General features: G+C 37.1%; 14 protein-coding genes. 9 read left to right on the top strand and 5 right to left on the bottom strand.

Going from position 1 to position 14735, the window contains the following annotated elements; translation table 11 throughout:
• Window positions 1–97 precede the first annotated feature (97 nt).
• The gene (locus tag CUU66_RS11445) at window positions 98–973 is read left to right on the top strand and encodes an alpha/beta fold hydrolase (RefSeq protein ID WP_101642227.1); all 876 of its coding nucleotides are present in this window, start codon (window positions 98–100) and stop codon (window positions 971–973) included.
• Between the two features lie 692 nt (window positions 974–1665).
• Here the strand turns inward: CUU66_RS11445 and CUU66_RS11440 are convergent.
• On the bottom strand, window positions 1666–2154 hold the full coding sequence (locus tag CUU66_RS11440) for a pyridoxamine 5'-phosphate oxidase family protein (protein WP_101642225.1): 489 nt from the start codon (window positions 2152–2154) through the stop codon (window positions 1666–1668).
• A 938-nt stretch (window positions 2155–3092) separates the two neighbouring features.
• A complete protein-coding gene (locus tag CUU66_RS11435) occupies window positions 3093–3476 on the bottom strand; it encodes a VOC family protein (RefSeq protein ID WP_101642223.1) in 384 nt (127 codons plus the stop codon).
• Between the two features lie 316 nt (window positions 3477–3792).
• On the opposite strand from CUU66_RS11435, the gene CUU66_RS11430 reads away from it, so the two are divergent.
• Genes CUU66_RS11430 through cotJC form a run of 3 tightly spaced genes read left to right on the top strand, consistent with a single transcriptional unit; the run spans window position 3793 to window position 4882 of the window.
• Complete coding sequence (locus CUU66_RS11430) at window positions 3793–4032, top strand: spore coat associated protein CotJA (protein ID WP_101642220.1); 240 nt, start codon at window positions 3793–3795, stop codon at window positions 4030–4032.
• A 37-nt stretch (window positions 4033–4069) separates the two neighbouring features.
• A complete protein-coding gene (locus CUU66_RS11425) occupies window positions 4070–4300 on the top strand; it encodes a spore coat protein CotJB (RefSeq protein WP_142383721.1) in 231 nt (76 codons plus the stop codon).
• A 12-nt stretch (window positions 4301–4312) separates the two neighbouring features.
• On the top strand, window positions 4313–4882 hold the full coding sequence (cotJC, locus tag CUU66_RS11420; RefSeq protein WP_101642217.1) for a spore coat protein CotJC: 570 nt from the start codon (window positions 4313–4315) through the stop codon (window positions 4880–4882).
• A gap of 455 nt (window positions 4883–5337) precedes the next feature.
• On the opposite strand, the gene CUU66_RS11415 is transcribed toward cotJC, so the two are convergent.
• Both CUU66_RS11415 and CUU66_RS11410 read right to left on the bottom strand, forming a co-directional pair.
• Window positions 5338–5442, bottom strand: a complete 105-nt coding sequence (locus CUU66_RS11415; protein WP_101642215.1) for a methionine/alanine import family NSS transporter small subunit — start codon at window positions 5440–5442, stop codon at window positions 5338–5340.
• On the bottom strand, window positions 5442–6953 hold the full coding sequence (locus CUU66_RS11410; RefSeq protein WP_101642212.1) for a sodium-dependent transporter: 1512 nt from the start codon (window positions 6951–6953) through the stop codon (window positions 5442–5444). The genes CUU66_RS11415 and CUU66_RS11410 overlap by 1 nt, the downstream gene beginning before the upstream one ends.
• 613 nt (window positions 6954–7566) lie before the next feature.
• Between CUU66_RS11410 and CUU66_RS11405 the strand changes: the two genes are divergently transcribed.
• From CUU66_RS11405 to CUU66_RS24160, 5 genes are all read left to right on the top strand, one after another.
• Window positions 7567–9018: an alanine/glycine:cation symporter family protein gene (locus tag CUU66_RS11405; RefSeq protein ID WP_101642211.1), complete on the top strand. Its 1452-nt coding sequence runs from the start codon at window positions 7567–7569 to the stop codon at window positions 9016–9018.
• Between the two features lie 365 nt (window positions 9019–9383).
• The gene (locus CUU66_RS11400; protein WP_101642209.1) at window positions 9384–10541 is read left to right on the top strand and encodes a cation:proton antiporter; all 1158 of its coding nucleotides are present in this window, start codon (window positions 9384–9386) and stop codon (window positions 10539–10541) included.
• Between the two features lie 151 nt (window positions 10542–10692).
• Window positions 10693–11841 (top strand): cation:proton antiporter, encoded by a 1149-nt coding sequence (locus tag CUU66_RS11395; protein WP_101642207.1) that lies wholly within the window; start codon window positions 10693–10695, stop codon window positions 11839–11841.
• Between the two features lie 868 nt (window positions 11842–12709).
• Window positions 12710–13180, top strand: coding sequence for a hypothetical protein (locus CUU66_RS11390; RefSeq protein ID WP_101642205.1), 471 nt, complete (start codon window positions 12710–12712; stop codon window positions 13178–13180).
• A 530-nt stretch (window positions 13181–13710) separates the two neighbouring features.
• Window positions 13711–13932, top strand: a complete 222-nt coding sequence (locus tag CUU66_RS24160) for a hypothetical protein (protein WP_180955261.1) — start codon at window positions 13711–13713, stop codon at window positions 13930–13932.
• A gap of 83 nt (window positions 13933–14015) precedes the next feature.
• On the opposite strand, the gene CUU66_RS24820 is transcribed toward CUU66_RS24160, so the two are convergent.
• A complete protein-coding gene (locus CUU66_RS24820; RefSeq protein ID WP_257967965.1) occupies window positions 14016–14258 on the bottom strand; it encodes a hypothetical protein in 243 nt (80 codons plus the stop codon).
• Window positions 14259–14735 lie beyond the last annotated feature (477 nt).

The raw sequence follows: 14735 nt of genomic DNA, 5'->3' as shown, positions 1-14735 counted from the left end.
TTTTCTAGATGATTTTGAAACTAAAGACTCAGCTCTCGAATCTTTCCATTAATAATTTTCTTATATGATCAATATACATAGGAGGCAGCTCACCGTCATGCACTCAATTTATAAGAACGAAAAGGCTAAAGAAAGAATACTTAATTATTATGATGCGTATTTGAATGAACTAAAGGTCCCCATTGAAAAGGAATATGTACAAACACGTTATGGAAAAACTCATATGTTAATATCCGGGCCAGAGAACGGCAAACCCTTATTTATCCTTCAAGGGGGAAATTGCATAAACCCTATGACTCTCGCTTGGTTTAAACCATTATTACACGAATATAGAATTTACGCACCCGATACCATAGGTCATCCTGGATACAGTGATGAAATTAGATTGTCGGCGAAAGATGAAAGTTTTGCTCTATGGATCACTGATTTAACGGAACATTATAATATAAGTGCCAGTGCTTTTTTGGGACCTTCGTACGGTGGAGGGATATTACTCCGCTTGGCGGCATATGCACCTGAAAAAATAAAATGTGCTATCTTAGTTGCTCCTGCTGGTTTAGTTTTGGGATCTAAAATTGAAATGATAAAGAAGATTTTAAAACCCTTATTGTTTTATAAAATAAGCGGCTCAAATAAACAGCTAAAAAAAATTACAGACATTATGTCCAACGGAAATATGAAGTTACTTGATGAGAAGATCATTGGAGAAATATTTCGAGGCGTGAGACTAGAGCAGGATATGCCTAAGCTGTCTTCGAGAGACGAACTAATTGAGTTTGTAGCACCTACCATGATTGTAGGGGGAGAAAAAGACATCTTTTTCCCTGGTGAAAGATTGAAAGAACAGGCAAAAAGAATCATACCAAATGTAGTTGAGTTCAATATAAGTAAGGGTGCTCATTTTAGTTCAAATAATGAGCTAGAACAAATGAATAAAAAGATTCTGGGATTTTTAAGATATTATTATAACTAAAAAGAATATTGGAACAATGGGCAATTCTAACAACCTAACAGATTAACAGGGTAATCAAAAAAGCTGTGATTCTTTATCCCTTTTTGACATTATGGAAACCTTGCCGAGCCGGCTTCAGGTAAGCATAAGTTGATAATCTCCTTTATCTAAAGGGTGCGTTAGTGCAAATGGGTTATATTGGCGAAAGTTGATATATTTTCATTGGAAAGTAATCATGTAATATTATTGTCCATTATTTTTAAATATGCAATTAGAGAATAAGGGTGGGTTATATTTGAAGTTAGAAGAAGTGCTATATAACGGAAAGGTTTATAAGGTTATATACAAATATACATCAGGGTATTGGGAAATAAAAAGAGTAACAAGTAACAGTACTGGTGATATCATATTAGTAGATGCATCGAAGTTACAGAAAACATCCGACTGACCCACTATGCGACTTATTTTATTTAACAAATGGGTGCGTGTGCGGCCGAGCCTAGGTCGTATCATATAGCGGGTGGGATTCCCGTCGAGTAAGAACTAGCCATTCGCTCGTAGCGAGTCTTGGAGGGCTGAAGGTAACTTTAGCTTTTAAGCGTAGACAGTTAGGTAGCGGGCCGAAAGCCAGCTGGTTGAAGATAGCTACAATGAATCAACATAATCAACATAGCAAAATGGATTGTCCCTAATCAGACAACCCATTTTTGCTGTTAATTATTCAATTCAACTGTTTCATTAACATCTGTCGATTTAGAACTTTGTCCTGTCATTCTTTTATATAGAAAGGCGATTTTCTTGGTGAAATTACCGGTTTCCCAATATTCGGCTGCTTCCGCTTTAACATTTATCAAGACAACATTAGGATCATCATAAGAAGTTTGCATAATTTTCTCATATGCTTTGCTCCACAATTCCTTTTTCTTACCTAAATCCTTAACTATTTCCGCTCTTCCTCGGACGGAAACATAGGATTTACCTGCATAAGCCACATTAACCTCTTGATCATGTGAAATTTCTTCATATTTATTAGTTTCTTTTTTAGTAAAAAACCATAAGTCACCATCAAACTCTACTTCTTGTGTTTTCATAGGACGAGAAACAAGCCCTTCTTGCGTTACCGTAGTCAGCATGGCCGTGTCTACGTCTTTGATTAACTCTCTTAATATTTCCATTTCTTCTTGTTTCATCGACATTTCCACACCTCATTTATTTTTATAGAGGTATAGTACCCCTTACACCAACTTTTATTCCAGTATGGCGGATTACTAAACAAACTATAACAAGATTAAAACAAAGAATGTGGAAAATTATACTTAACTAACAGGTGCGTGTGCGGCCGAGCCTAGGTCGTATCATATAGCGGGTGGGATTCCCGTCGAGTAAGAACTAGCCATTCGCTCGTAGCGAGTCTTGGAGGGCTAAAGGTAACTTTAGTCTTTAAGCGTAGACAGTTAGGTGGCGGGCCGAAAGCCAAATGGTTGAAGGGATTGAGCTCCATAATGTTAGTAAATCGAGAGGGCTGATGCCTTGCGCACTGCAGAAAGCTACATTTTATCCTTCGTTAAGGGCAAGATGGATAAAACCTCTCTGGAGTCAGAGACCTTGGCACGTTACACATCGATATGATAAGGTAACTCGGGAGACCCTACCGGCCTTTTCTTGTTAGAAGAGTATGGTGTACAACCGATAAAAAGCAAGGAAACCAAATGCTGTGTAGGGAGTCGGATAGCAGCGTAGTACCAATGAAGTTGGGTAATGCCGATGGAGGAAAGGCTAGCTACCAGTTATCGCCCTTACTAGGGAAACATTTACTACACTCAGAGGTAGGGATGAATGGAGACAAAACTACTAAGGATAGCAGAATTAGCAAAATCTGAATCTAAGAGATTAGCTACATTTTGTGAATGGTAACTAGGAGGAGCCGTGTGCATTAATAGTGCAAGCACGGTTCTGTGAGGGGGGGGGAGTCCAATTTACCGCAAGGTAGAAAGGCTCCCTTCTACTCGACTAGTTGAAGAAGGAACGGGTGCTAGGCAGTCCTTTCTTCGGTTAAGACTTGAAGATTTTTATTTCGCCAGTAGACATTTTATGTGCAAAAGATAAAAAGCCATGGTCAAGTAACAATGGCTTTAATTTATTAGCAATTACATATCATTAATACATTTCCATCAAGGTCTTTAAAGTTGAAATAAGCGAATTCGCCAATACGCTCTATTTCTCGAACAATTGTAATCCCTTTGTTTTTAACGAATTCATATGCTTCATCAATATCCTTAACGTAAAAATTAAATAAAACATGGTCAGAGGCCCTTAGTTTAAACTCTGGATCAAATGTGTGATCGTCCAATGTAAGCCCAGTCTCAGAAGTAATGGGAATGTTGTATACAGGTGACTCAATATTGTGCTTGTTAAATGGTACCCCAAGTAAGTCACTGTACCATTCAGCTGATTTCTCTAGATTGCTAACGTGGATAAAAACATTATTTACTTTACAAGCGATAGGAGAAGAAATTGAATTCATAAATATTCCACCTTTATATGTGTTTTTTTACATATTCAATAAAAAGGAAGAAATACCTTTGAAAAAATGAAATATTAAGTCGCTGACGTGTATTAAAATGAAGGGAATTGGCTGATCGTACAACTCAAAAACAATAATATACTGAATTATAGATTTTTTTGTCGACTTTGATGGTTTGGTGAATAGATCCCAACACCATATTAAAGGTGAGGTTTATCGCCAGGGAGCAAGAAGTACAGTTATCCAGCATTTATCCTTATTATCATGCATATCTTTTGATACTGGCACAGATTTTGAGAAAGGAGGAGCATATGATTTGTATAATCCTAATCTAAATCAGTTTACACCAATTAAGCAATATAAACCCTTTCACAGTACTTTTGATCCCTGTCCGCCATTGAAAAGAAAGTATTATCGGACTCCCCCTAACTTATACATCAATTTTCAGCCGCCTAACCTTGAACAATTCCCTCCATATGAAGCATTAATGAAAGGAACGCTTTGGAAAGCGTTATACGATTACTACGAAAATCCCTATAAAGAGAGGAAGTCCTAATTTGGTAAAGCAAATTGATGATGAATATTATCAATTGATGAGACAGATTCAGGCTGTAGATTTCGTTTTAGTAGAGCTTACACTTTACCTTGACACGCATCCTGATGATGAAAATGCTTTGAAGCAATTTAACCAGTATTCAGCTTATTCAAGGCAAGTAAAACAGGTTTTTGAAGGGAAATATGGTCCTTTAATGCAATTCGGTGTCAGCAATAATCCTGGTCCCCGCTGGGATTGGGGATCTGGCCCGTGGCCATGGCAGGTTTAAAGGAGGGTAAATATGTGGGTCTATGAAAAGAAGCTGCAATATCCTGTTAAAGTGTCTAAATGCAATCCGACACTTGCTAAGTATTTGATTGAACAATACGGGGGAGCTGATGGAGAACTAGCAGCAGCACTTCGATACCTGAATCAGCGGTACTCCATTCCTGATAAAGTAGTTGGGTTGTTAACTGATATTGGTACCGAAGAATTTGCACATTTAGAGATGATTGCAACAATGATCGTTAAACTAACCAAAGATGCCACCCCCGAACAACTAAGGGAAGCGGGCATCGGTGAACATTATGTTAATCATGACAGTGCAGTCTTTTACCATAACTCAGCTGGTGTACCTTGGACTGCCGCCTACATTCAAGCAAAAGGGGATCCGATTGCAGATTTATATGAAGATATAGCAGCCGAGGAAAAAGCACGTGCTACCTACCAATGGCTGATCGATATATCCGACGATCCAGACATTAATGATTCATTAAGATTTTTAAGAGAACGTGAAATTGTACATTCTTTGAGGTTCAGGGAAGCGGTAGAGCTATTAAAAGAAGATCACGACCAAAAAAAGATTTTTTAGGTTAAAATTTTTGAAGCTATGACAAAGATATACCCAAGAAAGGCTCGATATATCTGAAGGATAATATATTTGTATAGTTAGAGAGGCAGCTACGGCAGCAGAAAGGGAGTATAAGTAATCAAGGGATCCTTGGGTGTCTTTTTATTTTGTGAAGCAATGTAGAAGAATTAAACGATAAGACTAAAGCTAAACCTTTACTATCATTTTAGGTCTACCCCTTCAGAAACTCTTCCAGAATTAATATAAGATACCATACTAATTTAATGGTGCGTTAATTGTTAACTCTTTAATAATTGCTTAACGGGTTTGACTGAACGATTGGTGCCACGGAAGAAAACTGGTGTTTATTTAAAACTGTACGCAGTTCAATTTTAAATATTTATGGTGTTCATGACCTTTATTTTAAAAAGAATAGCCTGTAAAGCAAGATTTCCGCTTTACAGGCTACTACTAAATTACCGTTGTTTAGATTTACTAACTACATTCGCAATACTCGCGACGAGGCCTCCCCAGATCAAGACAATTCCGATAACCATCATTACAATTGCACTGGATGACATTAGATTGAGACCTCCTTCTCTACCTTCGCTTGAACGTCATTATTTTTCCACTTCAGTTTCATTAAAATGAATCCTGCGATTAGTGCAGCAAAAGCAACTGCCCAGCCCGAGTACACGATAAACGCTGTTGGGTAATCCCCATAATTTGTTTTAAAGTTAGTGATAAAGTTTTGGATTGTCATATATCCCAGAATAATTGGCGTAATGATTCCAAGACAGATTCTCCACCAGGAACCGATTATGATATCTGACATACTGTTGGCATGATTTTGCAAAGTTTTTAGTTCCTTTGCGAACCAGCCTACCAGAATCACCTCTGCCAATCCTGCTAAAACAATGCCGAATTGGTTAATGAAATAATCTGCAGAATCTAGTAAGTATAGCCCGCCTTTAGTTGCAAAAAGGATGGAAATGAATGCAGCCAGTCCGCCACCAACTGCCACAGACTTATTACGGGATACATTAAACTTGTCTTGAATTCCTGCGACAAACGTTTCCACGATTGAAATTAATGAAGTTAATCCTGCCAAGGTAAGACACATAAAAAATGCAAAACCGAAAAACCCATTAAACGCTGGAAATTCACTTATAATCTTAGGGAACACAATAAAGGCAAGTCCTACTCCGCTCCCAACTACTTCATTTACAGGTACTCCTTGCTGGTCCGCCATAAAGCCCAATGCAGCAAACACTCCAATACCAGCTAGTAACTCAAACCCGGAATTTGCAAAGCCGGTTATAAAAGCATTATTAGAAATATCCGTTTTCTTTGGAAGGTAACTTGAATAGGTTACCATGATGGCGAACCCAATCGACAAACTAAAGAAGATTTGTCCATAAGCCGCGACCCAAACCTTCGGATTCGCGATCTCGGACCAATCAGGTTTAAAGAAAGCATCCAAGCCTGCAGCAGCACCATCAAGTGTCAATGCTCTTACTACGATGATTAAAAATAGCACAACTAGAGTCGGGATCATGATTTTGTTTGCAATCTCAATACCTTTTTTAATACCTTTTATTAAGATTCCCAAGGTCACAATCCATACAAGAATAATGGGAATGAGAACTCCAGGAACAATTCCACCAATATCCCCAGGTGTCTCAGCGAGCTTTAAGTATTTTCCGAAGAAAAAGCCTTCAGGGTCAGATCCCCAAGACTGTTTGAATGAAAATACAGCAAATGACAAAGACCAAGCAATGATGGCAGCATAGTAAGTTGCAATAACAAAGGAAATTGCTACCTGCCACCAGCCAAGCCACTCAGAATTTTTTCTAAAACGGGCAAATGAAAGAGGTGATGAGCCCCTGTATTTATGCCCGAGAGTAAATTCCATAATTAATAATGGAATACCAGCAGTTAACAGAGCAAATAGATAGGGAAGAAAAAAAGCTCCTCCTCCATTTTCATATGCTACAGCTGGAAAACGCCAAATATTACCCAAACCAATAGCCGATCCGACAGCAGCCATAATGAAGCCGGCCCTTGTGCCCCATTGAGGACGATTATCCATTTCTTTCTCTCCTTTTCCTTTAAAAATTAAAGATTTAATATTTTCTGATAATTATAATATCAACGATCATTATAATAGAAATTTTAAAAAGAAGTCAAATACTTTTTCTAGTATAATTTTTTCAAAGATAGAAAGTTTAATATGTATATTAATTTGTAAGTTATGAAAGGGAAATTTATTATGCTATGAACTAAAATAAGCAATCTTAAACATCTTTTTATGTAACTTTTGGGTCATTTGGATTGGAGATCATTGGAGTTTGCAACTCTATCGAGAACCGGCAATTCTAATTGCATTCATACTAAATTTAAACAGATTTTCAAATCCGATTGATCCAATATTCATCTTCTGCTTATAATAATTCATAATAAAGGTAATATTTAAAAAACATCTCGATGAACATGATTTTTTTAGTATAGGAAGTTGGTGATCCTCTATTGTATAAAACGGATAGAAGAATTACTAAGCAATAAAAAACTTTTTACTAAATCAACACCCTAAGAAAAAGCTGTGGTTGAAATTTTATAGTTAACATAAAACATTAAATATTGTGCGAATTTTGTAGTTAATTTATAATAAAAATGTAGAATATTCAAAAAAAAGGAGGGGTATTTTGGAGAATTTTGTATCTGCTTTAAACGGTATTTTATGGAGCACGCCCGTGATTTACACATTACTTGGAGTAGGACTGTTATTTTCGATTTTAACTCGCTTTTTGCAGGTGAGGCACATTAAAGAAATGATTTCTCTTATGTTTCAAGGGAAAAGTTCTGAAGCAGGAGTTTCATCTTTCCAAGCACTGTCAATTGCACTTTCGGGACGTGTTGGAACTGGCAACATAGCTGGTGTTGCTACCGCAATTGCTTTTGGTGGCCCTGGTGCAGTTTTCTGGATGTGGACAATTGCATTTATTGGAGCGGCTAGTGCATACGTGGAATCTACTCTGGCACAAATTTATAAGGTAAAACACGATGGAGAGTATCGAGGTGGACCGGCGTATTATATTGAAAAAGGAATTGGGTGGAAATGGTTTGCCGTCCTTTTCGCATTCGCAGCACTAATTTCTATGACTATCCTTATGCCGGGAGTACAGGCTAACTCAATTGCGGTAGGAATAGAAAACGCATTTGGAATCCATCCGGCAATTACCGGAATAGGCATTGCTTTATTATTAGGCTTTATTATCTTTGGCGGCACAAAAAGAATTGCTAATGCAGCACAGGTTATCGTACCTTTCATGGCTTTAGGATATATTCTCTTATCTGTAATAATCATGATCATGAACATTACAGAGCTGCCAAATGTAATTGCATTAATTTTCAAGAGTGCATTTGGAGTGGATTCCGCTTTTGGTGGATTGATTGGTATGGCTATCTCGTGGGGGGTAAAACGTGGAGTATATTCCAACGAGGCTGGCCAAGGGACGGGTGCACATCCAGCTGCAGCCGCTGAGGTATCACATCCCGCAAAGCAAGGCTTGGTACAAGCATTTTCAGTATATATTGATACATTATTCGTATGCTCAGCTACTGCATTCATGATTTTATTCACTGGAATGTACAATACACAATCAAAAGATGGTTCTTTTATTGTAAACAACTTGAAAGGTGTCGAGGCTGGTCCAGGATTTACTCAAGCTGCAATTGACAGTGTGATACCTGGCTTTGGAGCGGGTTTTGTTGCTATAGCCCTTTTCTTTTTCGCCTTCACTACGATCATGGCCTATTATTATATTGCTGAAACAAATATTAGTTATTTATTCCGTAAAGGCAACAAAGGAGCATCATTTTTATTGAAAATCTTTATTATGGCTGCTTCGTTCTATGGTTCTGTTAAAACAGCTGAAGTGGCATGGGCACTAGGAGATGCAGGCTTAGGAATCATGGTTTGGCTCAATGTAATTGCTATTTTAATTTTGGCTAAACCTGCCCTCATTGCACTTAAGGATTATGAAAAACAGAAAAAGCAAGGGGTAGATCCAGTCTTTGACCCTAAAGCGTTAGGAATTAAAAATGCCGATTACTGGGAAAAAGAGTATACAGTCGATAAACAGAATATTTCTTAATACATAGGACATAAAGTTTTAGTATTATGTAATGGTAAGTGCAGTTTTATTAATCTAATGAGAAGATACAGATAAAGATAAAGTAACAGATAATAAGAGCATAGATGTCGCTGGTTTTTATCGTGCATGGTCTAGTAGTCGTGTTACCAAACTTTCAACACAGTATCTAAATAGAATTACTATGTGTGAACTGTTGTGATTCACAACTGGCTTTAGGATTGTAATTACCCCAACAATATGGTATAATTAATAGTAATTAAACGTTCGGAAACTGGAGGAGCCTGTCACCAAGGGATAAGTATGTCCCTTGGTGACAGGCTTTTTTGCGTTTCGTATAGAAAATTTTTATGGAAAGGGGTAATGATATGTTAATTCTCCAATTAGCTATTATTCTGGTAGCTTCAAAAGTAGCAGGTAGTCTTAGTGTCCGATTGGGGCAACCTTCTGTTTTGGGGAAACTATTAATAGGAATAATATTAGGCCCCTCTGTTTTGGGCTTAATTACAGAAGCTGAAACCTTAACTGAATTTAGTCAAATTGGTGTAATCCTACTGATGTTTCTTGCTGGATTAGAAACGGACATTGATGAATTTAAACGGACTGGTAAGGCCTCGATTTTTGTCGGACTGGGTGGAATTGTTGTGCCCTTATTGATTGGATATATAACTGGCATTGCCATGAATTTCACAAATTTTGAAGCCTGGTTCCTAGGTTTATTACTTTCAGCTACGAGCGTGAGTATATCTGTACAGGCGTTAAAAGAGTTAAACCAGTTAAATACACGGGAAGGAACTACTATTCTTGGTGCTGCTGTAATTGATGATGTTGTAGTGATTGTTGCTTTAGCATTTTTAATGAGTTTTGCCGGCGGGGATGTGAACCTAACTGCGGTAATCTTAAAGAAAGCTGCATTCTTTGCAGGTGCTATTTTGGTAGGCTGGAAGATTGTACCCTGGTTCTTACGTAAATTTTCAAATTTAAAAGTTACAGAGGTAGTAATCTCTTCCGCCCTTATTGTTTGTTTTGTATTTGCATATCTTGCTGAATATACTGGTGTTGCAGCCATAATAGGAGCTTATATTGCGGGTGTAGCAATCAGTGTGACTAATTTCAAGGAAGAAATAACTGAAAAGATTGAAACTATTAGTTATTCAATCTTTGTTCCCGTTTTCTTCACCTCCATTGGGGTATCAGCTCAATTTTCCGGTATTATGGATAACTTTGGTCTTGTTGCAGTACTTAGTATAATAGCCATTTTGACTAAGTTATTGGGTGCATCTGTAGGAGCAAAATTATCAGGATATAAATGGAAAAATTCATTGGGAATTGGATCTGCGATGGTTTCCAGAGGAGAAGTTGCATTAATTATTGCTGCAATTGGTCTTGAATCAAAATTACTAAGTCAAGACCTTTTCGCTGTTATAGTCGTTGTAATTCTTGTGACGACTATTGTTACTCCACCCATGATGAAGGTATTCTTCAACACTGCTGACAAAAAGAAAAAGAGTAGAAATGTGGCATAAATAATAGGTTTTTGGGTATTAAAATTTAAAATAACTGTTTAAGTTGGAGGAGCCTGTCACCAAGGGATCGTTGTGTCCTTAAAGTGACAGGCTCTTTTTGTATGATTTTATCGTATTTACCAATAATAACAAATGGAAAGGTGGCTTATACATGTTAATACTTCAACTAGCTATTATTCTGGTTGCAGCCAAAATTGCGGGAAGCCTGAGTGTTAGATTAGGTCAGCCATCCGTACTTGGACAGCTTCTGATAGGTATTATCTTAGGACCATCTGTGTTGGGATTAGTGAATGAAACCAAAACCTTAGCGGAATTTAGCCAAATTGGTGTTATTTTGCTCATGTTCATAGCCGGTTTGGAAACGGACATAGACGAATTTAAGAGGACAGGTAAAGCATCCACATACGTGGGATTAGGCGGTATCATTGTTCCGCTTTTATTAGGTTATTTTGCAGGGATTGTACTAAACTTAACTAACTTTGAATCGTGGTTTTTAGGTTTACTGCTTTCTGCAACCAGTGTAAGTATCTCTGTTCAAGCATTGAAGGATATGAATCAATTACAAACCCGTGAAGGCACAACCATTTTAGGAGCTGCGGTAATCGATGATGTTGTCGTGATCATAGCTTTGGCTTTCCTAATGAGTTTTGCTGGGGGCGATGTTAACCTAACCACGGTTATTTTAAAAAAGGTATTATTCTTTGCGGGAGCAATCCTTGTAGGATGGAAATTGGTACCTTGGTTTTTGAATAAGTTTTCAACACTTAGAGTGTCAGAAACTGTGATATCTTCCGCTTTAATTATCTGTTTTGTATATGCATACTTAGCTGAATATACGGGAGTAGCAGCCATAATAGGGGCGTATATTGCCGGTGTAGCAGTGAGTGTAACTGATTTTAAGCACGAAGTGTTTGAAAAGGTTGAGACGATTAGTTATTCCATTTTTGTTCCCGTTTTCTTTACATCTATTGGTGTCACTGCTCAATTTTCAGGAATTGGAAAGAATATAGGACTCGTAATTGTGCTTAGCTTTATCGCAATATTGACTAAATTAGCTGGAGCGGCTCTCGGTGCTAAATTAGCAGGTTTTAATTGGAACAGTTCCTTGGGTATAGGTTCAGCGATGGTTTCAAGGGGGGAAGTAGCACTGATCATTGCTGCGTTAGGATTAGAATCCAACCTCCTAAGTCAAAACATGTTTGCGGTCCTGGTTGTCGTAATTTTGGTGACTACTATTGTAACTCCTCCAATGATGAAGCGATTCTTTAATTCAAAAGGGGGATCGGGAAGATTAGCCTAAATACTTACTATACGTAAAAAACCTCCACTTTTGGAGGTTTTTTTATAGGTTAGGTGTTAAATTTTTTCTCTTTTAAAGAAAGTCGAAGCAATTCTTCTCCAAACACTTTACCAAGGTTTTGGGGAAGACAAAAAAATTAAGTACAAATGCCATTGGAAAAACTAATCCTATAACTGCTTCGAACTGAAACCAGCTTGGACCAATCCGATTTTTGTAAGCGTAAGCTAGATACATAATAATCCAGCTGTTTTTTCAAATGTAGACGGCAACTTTATAGTTGTTTTTGGATTTCCCTTGTTCCATTCCAACACAGGCTAAATATCTTAACAATCAATACACATAATGTAAAAATAAACAAATATGAAATCGCTGAGAATCCTATGCTCCACCCGTTTTGGTATGTAAAAACATTCAAATTTACGGATACCCATTCAATAAGAGTACTAAATCCACTCCAAAAAACTATGTATACAAAAAGCTTTAGTTTTCTCAACTTCCATTTATAAATAAAATAAGAAAACAATATCCAGCAAAAAATAAAAGTATTGATGTTATCATACTTCTAGGAAAAATTTTAGTAGCAGTAACAAAGCAAGATTTTAAAAAAAACATTGAAATAAAAAACAAACCATTCGTTTTTGTCAAATTGCAAAGGTAAAAGCTAAAAACTAATTGAAGCAAATACCCACCATATTTTCCAATATTTTGCCCATGTAACTTAGTATGAATCAAAAAAGGTTTAATATTTCAAACGATATTGTGAAATGGCAGATTTTTCTAAATGTATAAAGGGGCAGGTTAGTGATAAAGCTGAATAGCACTACTTAGAGATGGGGCATCCTTAATAAAAAAGGAACTCGATATCGATATGATAGGACTTATAATTTCAATTTTTTTATTAAATTTTCTGGCGTTTAAAACAAATAAAAGACTAACAGCAAATCAAATCGTACATATTTGGGTATTCACCATAGCTTTTCAACAAACTTTTGACCTAATGATTGAATTCAAATATAACGGGTACTGGTATTTCGATAAGGAAATCGACTGGAAAGGGCTCCTGCCGCATACTGTCCTTATTCCGCCAGTTAATGTGATGTTTCTTAATTGGTATCCTTTTAGGACAAAAATCATTAAACAGTTTACATACATTCTTATTTGGGAAGTGGTTTTTTTAGTTTATGAAACAGTCACCTTACTTCCTGAACCATGGGGATATTTCAATTACGGATGGTGGAGACTTCAGTATGCAGCCGTGATTAATCCCATACTGCTTCTTATTTTGCTGGGATATTATAAGTGGGTATGTAAATTGGAAAAGAAAGCAATTAGCAGGTGAATTACATTATAAAAAGATAACGCTTTTAATTTATTCTCTTTTTGATCAAACTGGGCAGGTTAGTTTCCATAGCTAATTGATTACATCGACTGAACGTTAAAAGATGGAGGCTGGTGCAGCAACCAGAATTTGGAGTAATCTACCATGAGTGCTTCCCACGAGAAGAGCGAAAGTCTGTGGTGCACCGTGGTCGTTAGTCAGACTAACAGATTGGCCAATGGCACCAAGTGTATCGACCTTCCTTCTTTAGCCTAGAATAGTATGGACAGCTTTGGAACATTTTTATCCCTGTAGTGAATCGCTGGTTTTGCAATTCATGGGTGGCTAACGGGTGCGTTATTTGAATAACAAAAGGGCTGCTACGGCAGCCTTTTTGTTATTCCTGCAACCGGATAGTATAGTTAAATAAAAACAAGAATCGGGGCTTGATTTATGGGAAATTTAAAAAATGAATTTGATGAATTTTAAAACGGCACCACATTGTAGGATGCAATATTTAATTAAAATCAATGAGGGGAGAGTTAACTGGTATGTCTAAAAATAAAGGTAATAAATATTCCAACAACCGCTTTTATGACACTGTGATAAAAACGATAGGCATTTATAAAGATGCAATAAATAATGATGCTAACTGGACACCAGAGGAAAGAGATATCATAGATAGGCTTGTAGATATACAACTTGATTATTTTTCGGTTCATTCATTACAACTGGATGACAAATCATTAATACATTTCCATCTAGGTCTCTAAAGTTAAAATAAGCGAAGTCGCCAATACGCTCTATTTCTCGAATAATTGTAACCCCTTTGTTTTTTACGAATTCATACGCTTCATCAAATATCCGTAACGTAAAAATTAAATAAAACATGCTCAGAGGGACTTAGTTCAAACTCAGGATCAAATGTGTGATCATCCTCGCCAGGCCTATCGTTAGGTTTTATTGTGTTATGGGGATTAGTCCTTTTAAGGTTGATTCCCAGCCAGATGACTAGACTCGGTACCGCCGAAAACAACAAAATAGAGAAATAATTAGAGGTGACCAATATCAGAGGCTGAAGAGCTGCGTTGTAAATCATACAGGGCATCCATACCCATCCGTCTTCAACAAAACCATACCAAACCAAACGCAATACCGATAAACCATACCAAGGACACCGATAAGAGGGAACGCATGCGGGTTTGTTGTTTGTCTAAAGCTTATACACAAAATTTCGAGTGTGTCTTTTTATTTTGGAGGCGGAGAGGCTTGTAATACAAGAAAGGGAACAAAATTACAATATACCCACGGATTCAGAAAAGAAGCTGCTTGGTTGGATCCAGGACTATATTAGGAAAAGAAAGTAAATTTCGCAATTTGTTGCTTGTCCAGTTCAGTTCATTGTGATTTTGCGTATAATGTAAAGCACGCTGCCGTATCATCCGCATGTATTACGCCCATGTGCATGCACTACTGATTGCCTCTTTTTGGAGGCAATCTTTTATTTTTGTATATAGATTGGTGTAGGAGCCCTTCCCTCCATCATGGCTTGTACATATTATAAATCGAGTAGTAT

It is taken from the genome of Peribacillus deserti, from assembly GCF_002863585.1.
GTDB lineage: Bacteria > Bacillota > Bacilli > Bacillales > DSM-1321 > Paraperibacillus > Paraperibacillus deserti_A.
Note: the sequence above shows the minus strand (reverse complement) of the source record. Positions and strands in the feature narration are given on the sequence as shown.